The organism is Streptomyces sp. R33, from assembly GCF_041200175.1.
GTDB lineage: Bacteria > Actinomycetota > Actinomycetes > Streptomycetales > Streptomycetaceae > Streptomyces > Streptomyces katrae_B.
This window is the reverse complement of record NZ_CP165727.1, coordinates 6,428,840-6,445,323: the sequence shown is the minus strand read 5'-3', so window position 1 is coordinate 6,445,323 and position 16,484 is coordinate 6,428,840. Positions and strand designations below refer to the sequence as shown.

Annotated in this window: 14 protein-coding genes; 6 read left to right on the top strand and 8 right to left on the bottom strand. The window is 74.3% G+C overall.

Annotation, left to right across the window (positions count from 1 at the left end):
- The first annotated feature begins 95 nt into the window (after positions 1-95).
- From AB5J51_RS29650 to AB5J51_RS29640, 3 genes are read left to right on the top strand one after another with little or no spacing between them, the layout of a single operon-like run.
- Positions 96-2,213 (top strand): putative cobaltochelatase, encoded by a 2,118-nt coding sequence (locus AB5J51_RS29650; protein WP_369779060.1) that lies wholly within the window; start codon positions 96-98, stop codon positions 2,211-2,213.
- Positions 2,213-2,812, top strand: coding sequence for a cob(I)yrinic acid a,c-diamide adenosyltransferase (cobO, locus tag AB5J51_RS29645; protein ID WP_030300494.1), 600 nt, complete (start codon positions 2,213-2,215; stop codon positions 2,810-2,812). The genes AB5J51_RS29650 and cobO overlap by 1 nt, the downstream gene beginning before the upstream one ends.
- Positions 2,806-4,284 (top strand): cobyrinate a,c-diamide synthase, encoded by a 1,479-nt coding sequence (locus tag AB5J51_RS29640; RefSeq protein ID WP_369779059.1) that lies wholly within the window; start codon positions 2,806-2,808, stop codon positions 4,282-4,284. The genes cobO and AB5J51_RS29640 overlap by 7 nt, the downstream gene beginning before the upstream one ends.
- Positions 4,285-4,286: 2 nt before the next feature.
- Here the strand turns inward: AB5J51_RS29640 and AB5J51_RS29635 are convergent, their stop codons facing one another.
- Positions 4,287-5,012: a ZIP family metal transporter gene (locus AB5J51_RS29635; protein ID WP_369779058.1), complete on the bottom strand. Its 726-nt coding sequence runs from the start codon at positions 5,010-5,012 to the stop codon at positions 4,287-4,289.
- A gap of 86 nt (positions 5,013-5,098) precedes the next feature.
- Here AB5J51_RS29635 and cobC point away from each other — a divergent pair, with 86 nt between their 5' ends.
- Together cobC and AB5J51_RS29625 are read left to right on the top strand one after the other, a co-directional pair.
- On the top strand, positions 5,099-6,529 hold the full coding sequence (gene cobC / locus AB5J51_RS29630) for an Rv2231c family pyridoxal phosphate-dependent protein CobC (protein ID WP_078987234.1): 1,431 nt from the start codon (positions 5,099-5,101) through the stop codon (positions 6,527-6,529).
- A 166-nt stretch (positions 6,530-6,695) separates the two neighbouring features.
- Positions 6,696-7,952 (top strand): CapA family protein, encoded by a 1,257-nt coding sequence (locus AB5J51_RS29625; RefSeq protein WP_369779057.1) that lies wholly within the window; start codon positions 6,696-6,698, stop codon positions 7,950-7,952.
- 77 nt (positions 7,953-8,029) lie between these two features.
- Here AB5J51_RS29625 and AB5J51_RS29620 read toward each other — a convergent pair whose 3' ends face one another.
- Positions 8,030-8,950 (bottom strand): SCO1860 family LAETG-anchored protein, encoded by a 921-nt coding sequence (locus tag AB5J51_RS29620; RefSeq protein ID WP_369779056.1) that lies wholly within the window; start codon positions 8,948-8,950, stop codon positions 8,030-8,032.
- A gap of 294 nt (positions 8,951-9,244) precedes the next feature.
- Entirely contained in the window at positions 9,245-10,333 is a 1,089-nt protein-coding gene (locus AB5J51_RS29615) for an amidohydrolase family protein (protein ID WP_053785829.1), read from the bottom strand.
- Between the two features lie 88 nt (positions 10,334-10,421).
- Here AB5J51_RS29615 and AB5J51_RS29610 point away from each other — a divergent pair, with 88 nt between their 5' ends.
- Positions 10,422-11,504: an alanine--glyoxylate aminotransferase family protein gene (locus AB5J51_RS29610; RefSeq protein ID WP_369779055.1), complete on the top strand. Its 1,083-nt coding sequence runs from the start codon at positions 10,422-10,424 to the stop codon at positions 11,502-11,504.
- A 107-nt stretch (positions 11,505-11,611) separates the two neighbouring features.
- Here AB5J51_RS29610 and AB5J51_RS29605 read toward each other — a convergent pair whose 3' ends face one another.
- From AB5J51_RS29605 to AB5J51_RS29585, 5 genes are all read right to left on the bottom strand, one after another.
- Positions 11,612-12,319 (bottom strand): DsbA family oxidoreductase, encoded by a 708-nt coding sequence (locus AB5J51_RS29605; protein ID WP_369779054.1) that lies wholly within the window; start codon positions 12,317-12,319, stop codon positions 11,612-11,614.
- Between the two features lie 82 nt (positions 12,320-12,401).
- Positions 12,402-12,902, bottom strand: coding sequence for a GNAT family N-acetyltransferase (locus AB5J51_RS29600; protein ID WP_053785826.1), 501 nt, complete (start codon positions 12,900-12,902; stop codon positions 12,402-12,404).
- 62 nt (positions 12,903-12,964) lie between these two features.
- The gene (locus AB5J51_RS29595; protein WP_053785825.1) at positions 12,965-14,413 is read right to left on the bottom strand and encodes a penicillin-binding protein 2; all 1,449 of its coding nucleotides are present in this window, start codon (positions 14,411-14,413) and stop codon (positions 12,965-12,967) included.
- A 62-nt stretch (positions 14,414-14,475) separates the two neighbouring features.
- On the bottom strand, positions 14,476-15,147 hold the full coding sequence (locus tag AB5J51_RS29590) for a response regulator (protein ID WP_369779053.1): 672 nt from the start codon (positions 15,145-15,147) through the stop codon (positions 14,476-14,478).
- Positions 15,144-16,439: a sensor histidine kinase gene (locus AB5J51_RS29585; RefSeq protein WP_369779052.1), complete on the bottom strand. Its 1,296-nt coding sequence runs from the start codon at positions 16,437-16,439 to the stop codon at positions 15,144-15,146. Before AB5J51_RS29585 ends, AB5J51_RS29590 begins: the two co-directional genes overlap by 4 nt.
- Between the last annotated feature and the right edge of the window lie 45 nt (positions 16,440-16,484).

The following is a 16,484-nucleotide window of genomic DNA, read 5'->3' as shown; positions in this document are numbered from 1 at the left end:
GCAGCCGCAGCCCCCGGCAGACCCGCACGCCGCACCCGCCCCGCGGCCACCGGCCCGCACCCGCGTACTCGTACCCGCACAAGGAGAGGCACCGCATGAGCACGCCCTACCCGTTCACCGCAGTCGTCGGCCAGACCGACCTGCGGCTGGCGCTCCTGCTCAACGCCGTGAGCCCAGCGGTCGGCGGCGTGCTGGTCCGCGGCGAGAAGGGGACCGCCAAGTCCACCGCCGTCCGCGCGCTGTCCGCGCTGCTGCCGCAGGTGGACGTCGTTCCCGGCTGCCGGTTCTCCTGCGCTCCCGCCGCCCCGGACCCGGCCTGCCCCGACGGCCCGCACGCGCCCGGCCCGGGCCAGGCCCGGCCCGCTCGCATGGTGGAGCTGCCCGTCGGCGCCTCCGAGGACCGCCTCGTCGGTGCCCTCGACATCGAACGCGCCCTCGCGGAGGGCGTGAAGGCCTTCGAGCCCGGCCTGCTGGCCGACGCGCACCGCGGGATCCTGTACGTCGACGAGGTCAACCTCCTCCACGACCACCTGATCGACCTGCTCCTCGACGCGGCCGCGATGGGCGCTTCCTACGTCGAGCGCGAGGGCGTTTCCGTACGCCACGCAGCCCGCTTCCTCCTCGTCGGCACCATGAACCCCGAGGAGGGCGAGCTCCGCCCGCAGCTCCTCGACCGGTTCGGGCTCACCGTCCAGGTGGCGGCCTCCCGCGAGCCCGCGCAGCGCGTCGAGGTGGTGCGCCGCCGGCTCGCGTACGAGGACGATCCCGCCGGGTTCGCGACCCGCTGGGCCGGGGACGAGCAGGACGTCCGCGCCCGCGTCGTGGCCGCCCGGGCCCTGCTCCCGCAGGTCCGCCTCGGCGACGCCTCGCTGCTGCAGATCGCGGCGACCTGCGCCGGCTTCGAGGTCGACGGCATGCGCGCCGACATCGTGATGGCCCGTACGGCGACCGCGCTGGCCGCCTGGGCCGGGCGGACCGACGTACGCAAGGAGGACGTACGCCAGGCCGCGCTGCTGGCGCTGCCCCACCGGCGGCGCCGCAACCCCTTCGACGCGCCCGGCCTCGACGAGGACAAGCTCGACGAGATCCTGGACCGCTTCCCCGACGAGGAGCCGGAGCCCGAGCCCGACCCGGCGCCCGAGGGTCCGGACGACGGCGGTCCGCAGGACGGCGGCCCCGACGGCGGAGGCGGCGGGGTCCCCCCGCAGAGCGGCCCCGACGCCCCCGGGCCCGAGGCCCGCCAGGCCCCCGAGGCGCAGGACGACGCGGCCCCGCCCGCCCCGGACGCCCCGGAGTCCCCCGAGCCCCAGCCCGCCTCCCAGGACGGCGCCGCGCCGGAACAAGCCGCCGTAGGGGCCGCCGAGCCGTTCCGGACCAAGATGCTGAGCGTGCCGGGCCTCGGCGAGGGCGCGTCCGGGCGGCGCTCCCGCGCCCGTACCGCGCACGGCCGCACCACCGGCGCCCAGCGCCCCCGCGGCCACCTGACGAAGCTGCACCTCGCGGCGACGGTCCAGGCCGCCGCCCCGCACCAGAAGGCGCGCGGGCGCAGCGGGCGCGGGCTGGTCGTCCGCAAGGACGATCTGCGCCAGGCCACCCGGGAGGGCCGCGAGGGCAACCTCGTCCTCTTCGTCGTCGACGCCTCCGGCTCGATGGCCGCCCGGCAGCGCATGAGCGCGGTCAAGGGCGCGGTGCTCTCGCTGCTGCTGGACGCCTACCAGCGGCGGGACAAGGTCGGTCTGATCACCTTCCGCGGCGCCGCCGCCGAGCTGGCTCTGCCGCCCACCTCCTCGGTGGACGCGGCCGCGGCCCGGCTCGAGCAGCTGCCGACGGGCGGGCGCACCCCGCTCGCCGCGGGCCTGCTCAAGGCCCACGAGGTGCTGCGCATCGAGCGGTTGCGGGATCCGAGCCGCCGTCCGCTGCTCGTGGTCGTCACCGACGGGCGGGCCACCTCGGCCGGTTCCGTCGGCGGTGACCCGCGCGAACTCTCGGGCCGCAGCGCCCGGCTGCTCCAGGCCGAGGGCGTCGCGTCGGTGGTCGTGGACTGCGAGTCGGGGCCGGTCCGGCTGGGGCTGGCCGGCGTACTGGCCGCCGACCTCGGCGGGCCCGCCGTCACGCTCGACGGGCTGCGGGCCGACTCGCTGGCCGGGCTCGTGAAGAACGTACGCACCGCAGTGACTTCCCCGTCTCACCACACCACCAGGAGGGCCGCGTAATGCCGCAGGGACAGCCGACCGTCGTTCCGGACGACGGACTCACGACGCGCCAGCGCCGCAACCGCCCGCTCGTCTTCGTCCACACCGGCCCGGGCAAGGGCAAGTCGACGGCAGCCTTCGGGCTGGCGCTGCGCGCCTGGAACCAGGGCTGGTCGATCGGGGTGTTCCAGTTCGTCAAGTCGGCGAAGTGGAAGGTCGGCGAGGAGAACGCGCTCAAGGTGCTCGGCGCCTCCGGCGAGGGCGGCCCGGTCGTCTGGCACAAGATGGGCGAGGGCTGGTCCTGGGTCCAGCGGGACGCGCAGCTCGACAACGAGCAGGCGGCCAAGGAGGGCTGGGAGCAGGTCAAGCGCGACCTGGCCGCCGAGACGCACAGGCTGTACGTGCTGGACGAGTTCGCGTACCCGATGCACTGGGGCTGGATCGACGTCGACGAGGTCATCGAGGTGCTGCGCAACCGGCCCGGTACGCAGCACGTGGTGATCACGGGGCGCAACGCACCGGAGAAGCTGCTGGAGTTCGCGGACCTGGTCACGGAGATGACCAAGGTCAAGCACCCGATGGACGCCGGCCAGAAGGGCCAGAAGGGCATCGAGTGGTGACGTCTGTGCACGTTCCGCGCCTGGTCATCGCCGCGCCGTCGTCCGGCAGCGGCAAGACCACGGTCGCGACGGGTCTGATGGCGGCGTTCTCGGAGCGCGGCCTCGCCGTGTCCCCGCACAAGGCCGGGCCCGACTACATAGACCCCGGCTACCACGCGCTGGCCACGGGCCGGCCGGGGCGCAACCTGGACGCTTTCATGTGCGGGCCGGAGCTGGTCGCTCCACTGTTCGCCCACGGGGCCGCAGGGTGCGATCTCGCCATCGTCGAGGGCGTGATGGGGCTGTACGACGGGGCCGCGGGGCGGGGTGAGCTGGCGTCGACGGCGCAGGTCGCGAAGCTGCTGCGGGCGCCGGTGGTGCTGGTGGTCGACGCGTCGTCGCAGTCGCGGTCGGTGGCGGCGCTGGTGCACGGCTTCGCGTCGTTCGACCCCCAGGTGCGCGTGGGGGGCGTGATCCTGAACAAGGTCGGGTCCGACCGGCACGAGCTGATGCTGCGGGAGGCGCTGGAGGAGGCCGGGATGCCGGTGCTCGGCGTGCTGCGGCGGGCCCCGCAGGTGGCTGCGCCGTCGCGGCACCTGGGCCTGGTCCCGGTCGCCGAGCGGCGGTCGGACGCGCTGTCCTCGGTGGCGGCGCTGGCCGACCAGGTCCGGGCAGGCTGCGACCTCGAGGCCCTCATGGCCCTGGCCCGCACGGCCCCGCCGCTGGCCTGCGAGGCCTGGTCTCCCGCCGCTGTGCCGGAGGGTGTCCGGGGCGCTGCCCCGCGCCCCGCCGGGGACGGATCGGCCCCACCGGCATCCGAGGCGCTGGGGGTACCCCCAGCGGTAGCTGGGGGAGAGTTCGGGGGCGGCGCCCCCGACCACGGCCCGGCGCCCGTCATCGCCGTGGCAGGCGGGCCGGCCTTCACGTTCTCCTACGCCGAGCACGCGGAACTGCTCACCGCCGCCGGGGCGGACGTCGTCACCTTCGACCCGCTCCGGGACGAGGCCCTGCCCGAGGGGACCACCGGCCTGGTGATCGGCGGCGGTTTCCCCGAGGTGTACGCCCCCGAGCTCGCCGCCAACGAGCCGCTGCGCAAGGCCGTCGCGGCCTTCGCCGCGGACGGCGGGCCCGTGGCCGCCGAGTGCGCCGGGCTGCTGTACCTCGCCCGCTCCCTGGACGGCAAGCCCATGTGCGGGGTCCTGGACGCCGACGCGCGGATGTCGGAGCGGCTGACCCTCGGCTACCGCGAGGCCGTCGCGGTGTCGGACAGCGCTCTGGCCGCCGCCGGAACCCGGCTGCGCGGCCACGAGTTCCACCGCACGGTGATCGAACCCGGCGCCGGCGTCGCCCCCGCCTGGGGGTTCACGCACCCCGAACGCCGGGTCGAGGGCTTCGTACAGCAGGGCGTGCACGCCAGCTACCTGCACACGCACTGGGCGGCGGAGCCCTCCGTGGCCCTGCGGTTCACGCAAGCCGCGGCGCGGGCCAGGTGAGTTCAGTCCGCGAGGCCCACCACCAGCCAGATCCCGGCCACCCCGCCCACCGTGCACATCAGCGTGGACAGGGCGGGGTGCTTGTGGTGCGCCTCCGGCAGGATCTCGGCGGCCGCCAGGTACAGCAGGGCTCCGCCGAAGAAGCCGAGGTACGCCCCGAGCGGTTCCTCCGGAAGGGTGAACAGCAAAGTGGACGCCGCGCCCAGCACCGGGGCCACCGCGTCCGCGAACAGCATCATCACGGCCTTGCGGCGGGCGTTCCCGTACAGCCGGGTGAGCGTGTACGTGTTGAACCCGTCGGCGAAGTCGTGCGTGACGACGGCCAGCGACACGGCCACGCCCATCCCGCCGCCGACCTGGAAGGCCGCGCCCAGGGCCACCCCGTCGGCGAAGCTGTGGCCGACCATCGCCGCGGCCGCCGTCAGCCCGACCTCGGGGGCGCGGCCCCCGTTCTCGGCTCCGTGCGCGGCCTGCCGCACCGCCAGCAGGCGTTCCACGACGTGGGCGGTCAGGAACCCGGCCACGAAGAGCAGCAGCGCGAGCGGGACGCCGAACACCTCGCTGCCCGCCGCGCGCAGCGACTCCGGCAGCAGGTCGAGGCCCACGACGCCGAGCATCAGCCCGCCGGCCAGGCCCAGCACGAGGTGGCGGCGGTCGGTGACGCGCTGCGCCGTCCATCCGCCCGCCAAGGTCATCAGGAACGCGCCCAACGCCACGATCACGGCCATGTGCCCCTGAATACCGACTCCTCGCCCCGCGCGCACGTGTGCGCGCGGGCTGCGGGGCACGCACCATTGACGACTACGGAGGGGGCATGAGCCCGGTGGGCGAGTACGCGACGCAGCTGGTGGTCGGGGTCGGCGGACGGGCGGGGGTGTCCGTGGCGGAGGTCTGCGCCCTGGTCGAGGAGACGCTGCGGGGTGCCGGGCTGGCCGCCGGTGCGGTGAAGGCGCTGGCCACGGTGGAGTCGAAGGCGGGCGAGGCGGGGATCACGGGCGCGGCGGAACGTTTCGGCGTACCGCTGCTCAGTTATCCCGCCGAGGAGCTGGCGGGCATCTGCGTACCGCACCCCTCCGACACGGTGCAGGGCGCCGCCGGGACCCCCTCGGTGGCGGAGGCCGCGGCGCTCGCGGGCGGCGGGGAGCTGCTCGTACCGAAGCGCCGCTCGGTCGCGGCGACCTGCGCCGTGGCCACCGCGCAGGCCCATGACCTGCGCCATCACGGGGACGCGGAGGTGCGCGGCGACGGCGGCGCGCTGGTGGACCTCGCAGTGAACGTACGGGCGCACACCCCGCCGGAGTGGCTCAAGCAGCGCATCGCGGCTTCGCTCGACGATCTCGCCGCATACCCCGACGGGCAGTCGGCCCGCGCGGCGGTGGCGGCTCGGCACGGGCTGCCGGCCGAGCGGGTGCTGTTGACGGCAGGGGCCGCAGAGGCGTTCGTGCTGATCGCGCGGGCCCTGGGCGCGCAGCGACCGGTGGTCGTGCACCCCCAGTTCACGGAGCCGGAGGCGGCCCTGCGCGACGCGGGGCACACGGTGGAGCGGGTGGTGCTGCGGGCGGCGGACGGGTTCCGGCTGGACCCGGCGGCGGTGCCGCAGGACGCGGACCTGGTGGTGGTGGGCAACCCGACGAACCCGACGTCCGTACTGCACCCGGCGGCGGCGCTGGCCGCGCTGGCCCGGCCGGGCCGGATCCTTGTCGTGGACGAGGCGTTCATGGACGCGGTCCCGGGTGAGCGGGAGGCGCTGGCCGGGCGGACGGACGTGCCGGGCCTGGTGGTGCTGCGGAGCCTGACCAAGACGTGGGGGCTGGCGGGGCTGCGGATCGGCTACGTGCTGGCCGAGCCGGAGGTGATCGCGAAGTTGGCGGCGGCGCAGCCGCTGTGGCCCGTGTCCTCGCCGGCGCTGGTGGCGGCGGAGGCCTGCATGGCTCCGGCGGCGCTGGCCGAGGCGGAGGCCGCGGCCCGGCAGATCGCGGTGGACCGGGCCCATCTGCTGGCGGGGCTCACGGAGTTCGAGGAGATAACGGTGTCGGGGGTGGCGCAGGGGCCGTTCGTCCTGATCCAGGTGGCGGGGGCCATGGAGATCCGCACCCGGCTGCGCGCCCTGGGCTTCGCGGTCCGCCGCGGGGACACCTTCCCCGGCCTGGACCACTCCTGGCTCCGGCTGGCGGTCCGGGACCGCGCCACGACGGGCCGCCTCCTCCAGGCCCTCGACCACGCCCTGGCGCTGACCGCCCGCTGACCTGCGCCCTCCCGGCCACGGGGCCGGTCACCCGGGCGCCCCGCACGGCGCGGTCGGCGGCTCTGACCTGCAGCGCCGCGGTGATCCGGACGATCCGGCTCCGTTGGCGGGGCGGGCGGCGGTAGGCGATGATCTCGGCATCAGCAGGGAACCCCGGGGGGCCGGAATGAAGACGCATACGAAAACGGGCTTGACGCTGACCGCGGTGGCGGCCGTGGCCGGCGGGATCCTCGCCCTGCCGAGCCTGCTCGACCACCTCGACGCCGCCGGGGGACGGGGAGGCGCCGGCGAGCAGCGGCTCGGGACCAAGCCCGGCCAGAGCAAGGCGAGCCCGGGCAAGGCGAGTCCGGCGACGCCCGCCGGCGCCAAACCGTTCACGCTGGTCGCGACGGGCGACATCATCCCGTACCCGTCGATCGTCCAGCGGGCCGCGGACGACGCGCAGGGCAGCGGCCAGAGCCACGACTTCCGGAAGATACTCGCGGGGGTCAAGCCCCTGGTGGCCGCCGCTGACCTGGCGATATGCCACCACGAGATACCGTACGGCCGGCCCGGCGGCCCCTACACCGGATATCCCGCGTTCAAGGCCCCGCACCAGTTGGCCGACGCCCTGAAGGACGCCGGGTACGACAGCTGCTCGACCGGCTCGAACCACACCCTGGACGACGGCTACGACGGTCTCGTCCGCACCCTGGAGCACCTGGACCGGGTCGGCATCAAGCACGTCGGCTCGGCCCGCAGCGCCGACGAGGCCAAAGCCCCGGCGGTCCTCTCCGCCGGCGGCGCCAAGGTCGCCCAGCTGGACTACACGTACGGGACGAACGGCATCCCGGTCCCGGCCGGCAAGCCCTGGTCCGTCAACCTGCTCGACCAGAACCGGATCGTCGCCGACGCCCGCGCGGCCCGGGCGGCCGGCGCGAACGTCGTCGTCCTCAGCGTCCACTGGGGCACCGAGTGGCAGACGGCACCCGACCAGCAGCAGCGCGATCTGGCACAGGCACTGACCGCCTCGCGCGGCCCGGACGGACTCCCCGACATCGATCTCATCCTCGGCACGCACAACCACGTGCCACAGCCTTACGAGAAGATCAACGGCACCTGGGTCGTCTTCGGCATGGGCGACCAGGTCGCCAGCTTCTACGAGGCCGACAAGGCGCGCGGCAACATGTCCTCGATACCGCGCTTCACCTTCGCCCCGGCGGCCGCCCACCCCGGCCGCTGGGAGGTGACCAAGGCCGAGTACCTGACGCAGTACTCGGACATGAACCCGCCGTTCCGCGTCGTCTGCACCTCCTGCGCCCCCTCCGACTCCGGGCTCGCAGCCGCCAAGCAGTCCGCGTACGCCGCCGTCGACAAGCAGGTCAGCGAGGCCGTGCTGTCACGCGGAGCCGACAAGCAGGGGCTGGTGCACGCCACCCGCTGAGCCGGGGACTCCGTCACGGAGTCATGGAGTCACGAAGCGACGGGGTCACGAGGCCGCGGGGTCACGAGGCCGCCGGGTCACGAGCTGCGGCCGCGCCGGGTCACGACCAGTGCCGTCGCGCCGATGCCGAGCAGCGCCAGTGCGCCGCCCGCTACGTACGGGGTCGCCGAACCCCCGCCGGTCTCGGCCAGGTTGGCGTCGGTGGTGAGGGCGGCCCCGGTCCCGGAGGCAGCAGTCTGCGGTTTGACGTCGGGCTTCGCGGACGGCTCCGGGGCCGGACCGGCCGGGGCTTCGCAGTGCGCCTCGGCGAGCACGACCTCACCCTCGACCTGCGCCACGTTGAGGTCCAGCGGGTTCACGGACACCTTCAGCCGGAGCGCGGCCGCGGCGGCCGTGGTGGAGGTGGTCTCGGTGCCAGAGAGCTCCAGGCTGACCAGGCCCACCTTGGGGACCTCGATCTTGGTCGGGCCGCCCGCCGAGAGGGTGACCTTCTTGCCGAGCACGGTCACCGTGCCCAGCACGTTCGAGCCCGCCACGGGCTTCTTGCCGGCCTCGCACACGGCCTTGGAGGTGACCTTCTCCACCTTGATGAGGGAGAGCAGGGGCAGCCCCGGCACATGGACCTCGGCGTTGGCCAGGTTGGCCTCCGCCTCGGCGCGGGTCTTGTCCGCGGTGGCCTTGGAGGTGGCCACGTCTGCACGCAACACGCTCACCGGCTGTCCTCCCTCCACCCCGTCCAGGGTCACGGAGAGGGCGGTCTTCTGGGCCGTCGCGGAGGCGCTGACCTCGTTGAGGGTGGTCTTCAGCGGCACGTGGACGGTCTTGTTGAGCAGGCCCACGTCCAGTCCGGCACGCAGGACGACCGCGCCGGCCTTGCCCTCGCCGCCGCCCGGGGAGCCGCTGCCTGCGGTGGCGGAGGCGGGCGGGGCGGTGAGCAGGGCGACCGCTCCCGTGGCGAGCAGGACGGCTGCGGGCATGCGGAAGGTGTTGCTGTTCACGGTGGTGGAACCCCCGGGGAGATGGGAGCCGTCGCGCCGCCAATGGGGGACATCGCGCGCCGACGGCCTCTGACCCTCGGAATCTTTACGCACGGAGAGTGAACGGGCGGCAACCTTAGGTGAGTTCACCCCAATGGGTGGTTTCCATGCAGGTATTCGATTCACTGCGCATCACGAGGAACGGGAGTTCTTTTCCGCCACAGCACGGAGGGGAATGCCCCGACGCCGGCACCCCGGGCGGCCGTTTACAACGATCGCCGGGGCGCCGGCGTCACGCATGCGTCAACCGTCCGCTCAGGCCCGGACCTTGCCGCCCACGACCACGCGCCGCGGCTGCGCCAGCGCCCGTACGTCGGCCCGCGGGTCGGCGTCGTAGACCACGAGGTCCGCCGGCGCCCCCTCGGTCAGGCCCGGCCTGCCGAGCCACTCGCGTGCCGCCCAGGTCGTCGCCGAGAGGGCCTCCAGGGCCGGGATCCCGGCCCGCACCAGCTCCGAGACCTCCGCCGCGACCAGGCCGTGCGGCAGGGAACCCCCCGCGTCGGTGCCGACGTACACGCCGATGCCCGCGTCGTACGCGGCCCGCACGGTGTCGTACCGGCGCTCGTGCAACCGCCTCATGTGCGCCGACCAGCGCGGGAACTTGGCCTCGCCGCCCGCCGCCATCTTCGGGAACGTCGCGATGTTCACGAGCGTCGGGACGATCGCCACCCCGCGCTCCGCGAACAGCGGAATGGTGTCCTCCGTGAGCCCGGTGGCGTGCTCGATGCAGTCGATGCCCGCCTCGACCAGGTCGCGCAGCGAGTCCTCCGCGAAGCAGTGCGCGGTGACCCGGGCGCCCAGCCGGTGCGCCTCGGCGATGGCCGCCTCGACCTCGGCGCGCGGCCAGCAGGGCGCCAGGTCCCCGACCTCGCGGTCGATCCAGTCCCCCACCAGCTTCACCCAGCCGTCACCGCGCTGCGCCTCGCGGCCCACGTACGCGACGAGGTCGGCCGGCTCGATCTCGTGGGCGAAGTTGCGGATGTAGCGGCGCGGGCGGGCGATGTGCCGGCCGGCCCGGATGATCTTCGGCAGGTCCTCGCGGTCGTCGATCCAGCGGGTGTCGGAGGGGGATCCGGCGTCGCGGATGAGCAGCGTGCCGGCGTCGCGGTCGGTCAGGGCCTGCCGCTCGGCGGTCTCCGCGTCGACCGGGCCGTGGGCGTCCAGCCCCACGTGGCAGTGGGCGTCGACCAGGCCGGGCAGGGCCCAGCCGGACACCGTGGTGATCTCGCGGGCCCCGTGCGGGCGTTCGTAGGAGATCCGGCCGCCGACCACCCAGAGCTCGTCGCGCGCGTCGTCGGGCCCGACGAGCACACGCCCCTTCACATGCAGCACGTCATCGGTCATGTCCCGCACTGTACGTGCGTGCTGGGTAGGCTCATGCGGTCACCCCGAACGCCCCGGACGAGACGCCCCGGACGAAGAGAGCACCGCCGTGAAGCACCCCCTCCTGGACCTTCCGCCGCTCACCGCGGAGCGCTTCGCGCAGATCGAGCAGGGGGTCGCGGACCTGCTCGGCACCCGCGAGGACGTGGTGATCACCCAGGGCGAGGCGCTGCTGCCGCTGGAGGGGTGCATCCGCTCGGGGGCGCGGCCCGGTTCGACGGCGCTGAACGTCGTGACCGGTCCGTACGGGACCACCTTCGGCAACTGGCTGCGCGACTGCGGGGCGAACGTGGTGGACCTGGCGGTCCCCTTCGACACGGCGGTGACGGCCGGCCAGGTGGCGCGTGCCCTGGCCGAGCACCCGGAGATCGACTTCGTGTCCCTGGTCCACGCGGAGGCGGCGACCGGCAACACCAACCCGGTCGCGGAGATCGGCGAGGCCGTACGGGCCCACGGAGCGCTGTTCATGCTGGACGCGGTGGCGTCGGTGGGCGCGGAGGCGCTGCTCCCGGACGCGTGGGGCGTGGACCTGTGCGTGATCGGCGCCCAGAAGGCGATGGGCGGCCCGGCGGGCGTCTCGGCGGTGTCGGTCTCGGAGCGGGCCTGGGCCCGTTTCGCGCAGAACCCGGCCGCTCCGAGGCGCTCGTACCTCTCCCTCCTGGACTGGAAGGAGCGCTGGATCGACGCGGACCGCAGGGCCCTCCCCCACGCCCCGGCGCAGCTGGAGATGCTGGGGCTGGAGGCCTGCCTGGACCGGATCGCGGCCGAGGGCCTGCCGGCGGTGACGGCCCGCCACGCCGCCGCCGCGGCGGCGACCCGGGCGGGCGCGGTGGCGCTGGGCCTCGCCCCGTACGTCGGCCGGGCCTCGGAGGCGGCCCCGGTGGCCACCACGCTGCGGGTGCCGGACGCCTCGCTGGTGGTGGCCAAGGCCCTCGCCGCCGACCCGGCGGCTCCGCTCGCGGCGGGCGGCGGCGCGCTGGCCGACAAGATGGTCCGGGTGAACCACTACGGCCGGGCCGCATCGCTGGAGACGGTCCTGACCTCCCTGACGGCCCTGTCCACGGCCCTCGCGGCAGACCCGTCCGGGGCCGCAGCCGCCGCAGAAGCGGCCTGGGCGGAAACCCTGCACTGACCGCGCCCTGTGGCCGACCGGCCCGCAGGCCGACCGGAGGCCCGGGCCGGGTCGCCGGGCCGCTCTCGCCGGGCCGGGTCTCGCCGGGCCGGCCGGGCCGGGGGCGGTCAGGCCTGGGGGACGGCGCAGGTGCCTTCCGGGTCGCAGGCGTCGGGCGTGGCGGCGGGGGCGGTGAGCTCGCGGCCGGCCCAGGCCTGTTCCAGGGCCTGCGTGAAGACCTCCGCGGGCTGCCCGCCGGAGATCCCGTAGCGGCGGTCGAGGACGAAGAACGGCACGGCGTTGGCGCCGAGTTCCGCCGCCTCGCGCTCGTCCGCCCGCACCTCGGCCGCGTATGCGGTGTCGTCCGCGAGGACCGTAAGGGTCTCCGCCTCGTCCAGGCCCGCCTCGACCGCGAGAGCGACCAGCACCTCGGGGTCGAAGACCGACCGCTCCTCCGCGAAGTTCGCCCGGTAGGCGAGGTCGAGCAGCTCCTCCTGGCGGCCGCGGGCGGCGGCCAGGTGCAGCAGGCGGTGGATGTCGAACGTGTTGCCGTGGTCGCGGCCCTCGGTGCGGTACGTCAGCCCCTCGCCGCGGGCGCTGGCTGCGACGTGCTCCTCCATGCCGCGCGCCTCGTCGAGGGTGCGGCCGTACTTCTTGGCGAGCATCTCCAGGACCGGCGCCGTGCTGCCCTTCGGGCTGCTCGGGTCGAGCTCGAAGGACCGGAAGACGACCTCCACCTCGTCGCGGTGCGCGAACTCGGCCAGGCCCTTGGTGAAACGGGCCTTGCCGATGTAGCACCAGGGGCAGGCGATGTCGCTCCAGATCTCGACGCGCATGATCCTTCTTCTCTCCGGGGTCGGTGGGACGCCACGGCTGCGCGCCGCGGCGGTTTCCCGTTCAACCATCTGGCGGAGCGTCTCATTCCCCGGACGGGTCCTGCGGACCGACTCTGAGCCAGAGCGTGAGGTGGGAGCCGGACCGCCCGGCCCCGGCCGGATCGGTGCGCCAGCCGTGGCGGGCGTAGAAGGCCTGGGCCCGGAGGTTGTGCTCGTAGACCTCCAGCCGGGCCCGCTCGACACCGGCCCGCCGCCAGGCGTCCAGGCAGGCGGCGTGCAGGGCGGCCCCGGTGCCCCGGCGCCAGTGGGCCGGGTCGACGTGGAGCTGGGTGAGGGTGGTCTCGCCGTCCGTGGTGCGGAAGGCGGCGACCCCGGTGAGCTCGCCGTCCTGCTCCGCGCAGAGCACCCCGCCGTCGGCGGCGGCCCGCGCGACGGCCCGGGACCAGCCCTCGCGGGTCCGCGCGAGTTCGGCTGCGCCCGCATAGGCCTGCTCGGCGACGCGGCCGCGGTAGTAGGTGGCCCGGGCCCGGCTGTGGAGGGCGGCTATGGCGTCGAGGTCTGCGGGTTGCGCGGTCCTGATCATGGGAAAGGAAACGCGCCGGGAACCGTGTCGGTTCCCGGCGCGCCCCGCGGCCACCGGCGCGGCTACTTCTTCAGCCACGCCGCCATCATCTTCTGGGCGATGGGCGCGGCGAGCTTGCCGCCGCCGATCTCGGAGCGGTCGGTGTCCGAGTTCTCGATCACCACGGCAACCGCGATCTGCTTGCCGCCCTGCTTGCCGTACGAGGTGAACCAGGCCAGCGGCGGCAGGCTGTTGTTCACGCCGCGCTGCGCGGTGCCGGTCTTGCCGCCCACCTCGGCGCCCGCCACCTGGGCGGGCTTGCCGCCGCCCTCGGTCGCGACCGTCCGCATGGCGTCCTGCAGCATCGACGCGGTCCTGGCGCTCACGACCTGCTCGGACTTCGGGTCCTTGAAGCTCTCCAGCACGTTGCCGTTCGCGTCGGTGACCTCGGAGACCGAGTGCGGGGCGACGAGCTTGCCGCCGTTCTCGATCGCGGCGGTCACCATCGCCATCTGGAGCGGGGTGGCCTGCACGTCGAACTGGCCGATACCCGTCTGCGCGACCTGGTCGACCGACATCTTCTTCGTCGGGTACTTGCTCCCCGGCCGGGCGGTGACGGGGGTCGCGATCTCCGTGTTGAAGCCGAACTTCTCGGCCGTCGCCCGCATCTTGTCCTGGCCGAGCTTGTGCGCCAGCTCGGCGAACACGTTGTTGCAGGACAGCCGCAGCGCGGTGCGCGCGGAGACGTTGTTGCAGGCCGCGGATCCCGCTTCGCTGGGCAGCAGGGTCCGGGTTCCGGGGATCGTGTACGGGTCCGGGGTGCCGGTCGGCGCGTCGAGGTTGGTGACCAGCCCGTTCTCGATGGCCGCCGCCAGGGTGACCAGCTTGAAGGTGGAGCCGGGCGCCTGCGGCTTGCGCAGGGCCACGTTCTCCATCGCCTTGCCCTTGTCCTCGATCAGCTTCTCCCAGGCCGCCGTGTCGTTGGCGCCCGCGATGCTGCCCGGGTCGAAGGAGGGGTTGTTCACGATGGCGAGGATCTCGCCGGTCGCCGGGTCGATGGCGACGGCGGCGCCCTGCTTGCCCTGGAGCGCGTCGTACGCGGCCTTCTGCACGTCCTTGTCGACCGTGGTCAGCACGTTGCCCGGCGCGGCCCGCTTGTTGGTGAGCATGTCCATCACGGTCTTGAGCCGGTCGTCGGAACCGTTCAGGACCTTCTTGTAGACGCCCTCCAGCATGCTCGTGCCGAAGGCCTGGGAGCTGTAGCCGGTGAGCGGCGCGTAGAGCGGACCGTCGACGTACGTCCGCTTGTACCCGAAGTCCTTTCCGTCCGTCTTCACCGAGCCGGTGATCGCCTCCCCGCCCACGATGATGTTGCCCAGCGGGTTCTCGTACTGCCCGATGAGGTTCCGCCGGTTGTTCTCGTTGTCTGCGAGGGCCCGGCCTTGGTAGGCCTGCACCCAGGTGACCCGCACCAAAAGGGCCAGCACCAGGAGCAGACAGAAGACCGACGCACGCCTGATCGTCTTGTTCATCCTCCAGAAGGACGCACCAAGGCTCCCAGTCGTTCCGCTCTGCCCCGATTGTGTCCGGGTTCTCAGCTTTTCTTCATGAAGCCGCCCTCGTAGGCCGCGATGACGGCCTGGGTGCGGTCGCGGGAGCCGGTCTTGGAAAGGACCGCGGCGACATGGGTCTTGATCGTCTGAGGGCCGACGCCCAGGCGTTCGCTCATCTCGTGGTTGGACAGTCCGCCGGCCATCAGGCGCAGTACGTCGGCCTCCCGGCCGGTGAGCCGGGCCACCCAGGGAGCGGCGGGGCCGGGGACCCCGGGGGCGTACGACGCGGCGAGCGAGCGGACGGCCGCCGGGAAGAGCAGGCAGTCGCCACGGGCGACGAGGCGGACCGCGCCGATCAGCTCGTCGGGGTCGGCCCGCTTGAGGAGGAACCCGCAGGCGCCCGCGCGCAGCGCGTCGTAGACGTACGCGTCGTTCTCGAACGTGGTGACGACCACGATCCGGGGCGGCTCGGCCATGCCGGCGATGATCTGCTCGGTGGCCCGGATCCCGTCGATCTCGGGCATCCGGACGTCCATCAGCACCACATCGGGGGCCAGCGAGCGGACCAGCGGGACGGCTTCGGCGCCGGAGGCCGCCTCGCCGACCACCTCCAGGTCGGACTCGGCCTCGAGGATCACCCGCAGGGCGGTACGGACCATGCGCTCGTCGTCGGCGAGCACGATGCGCAGCGGCGGCCGCCGCGCCGCGGTCATCGTGCGCCTCCGCCGAGCGGGAGGACCACCCGCAGCCGCCACAGCCCCTGGTGAGGGCCTGCTTCGACCCGGCCGCCCAGCAGGGTGGCGCGCTCGGCGGCGCCGTGCAGCCCGCGGCCCCCGGTGGTGCGGGGCTGCGGCCCGGCGGCGGTGCCCGGCGGATTGGTCATGGTGATCTCCAGTTCACGGTTGCCGCTGCCGGTGCCGTCTTCCCTGCCCTGTACGGCGATCCGCAGCTCGACGGGTCCCGCGCCGTGGCGCAGGGCGTTGCTCAGGCCCTCCTGGACGATCCGGTACGCCTCGCGGGAGGCGATCGCCGGAAGCTGCGCCCAGTCCCCGGCCGGTCCGGGGTGTTGGTGGACGGTGACGGTGGTGCCGGCGGCCCGGGTGCGGGCCAGCAGGCCGTCGAGGTCGGCGTCGAGGGTCGGCGCGGGTGCGGCGCCGGGCCGGGCCGGGTCGCCGTCCCGCAGCAGGCCCAGCACGGCGTCCAGCTCGGCCACCGTCCGCCGGGTGGTCTCCTCGATCGCAGCCAGTGCCTCCCGTACGAACCCGGGGTCGCTGGCGAGCACCCGCCGGGCGGCGACCGCCTGGAGGGTGACGGCACTCAGGGCGTGCCCGACCGCGTCGTGCAGCTCCCGGGCCAGCCGGTTGCGCACGGCCAGGTCGGCGGCCCGCTCCTCGGCCGCGGCCAGCCGGTCCGCCCCCGTCGGCCCGAGCAGTACGGGTGCCAGCCGCGCCAGCAGCGCCCCGGCCCCGGCGGCGCACAGGACGAGCCCGCACAGCAGCCCGGCCCCGAGCAGGGGCGCGACGTACGGATCGGCCTGGGTGTTGAACCAGCCCAGTCCGAGCCGGGTCTTCCGCAGCCCGCTCACGAACGGCAGTGTGATCAGCACCACCGCCATGGGCGGCACCGCGAGGGTGAGCCCGCTGACCACCGCCCCGACCCCCAGATGCAGGGTCCACCAGGCGGAGGTCCGCCCCCGCGCGGCCCAGGACCGGGCCGGCCCCTCGGCCAGCCGCTCGCCCGGCACCCCGCACAGGGCCCGTATGGCGCCCACCGACATCGGCCGGACGAGCCCGAACACGGCGGTCACCGCGGCCATGGGCAGCGAGAGCCCGTAGGAGGCGAAGGTCAGCGGGGTGGAGCCGAAGATGTTGCCCCCGCCGGTCGCGACGCTGACCACCACCTGGGCGAGGAGGAAGTACGGCATCAGCAGGGCCCCGCCCAGGATCAGGTGCACCCAGCGCAGCCGGGCCCGCGCCCCCAGCACCAGGCCCAGACCGGCCCGCATCCCCGTCCCCATCCCGTCGCCCCCCGGCATCCCCCGACCTGCCAC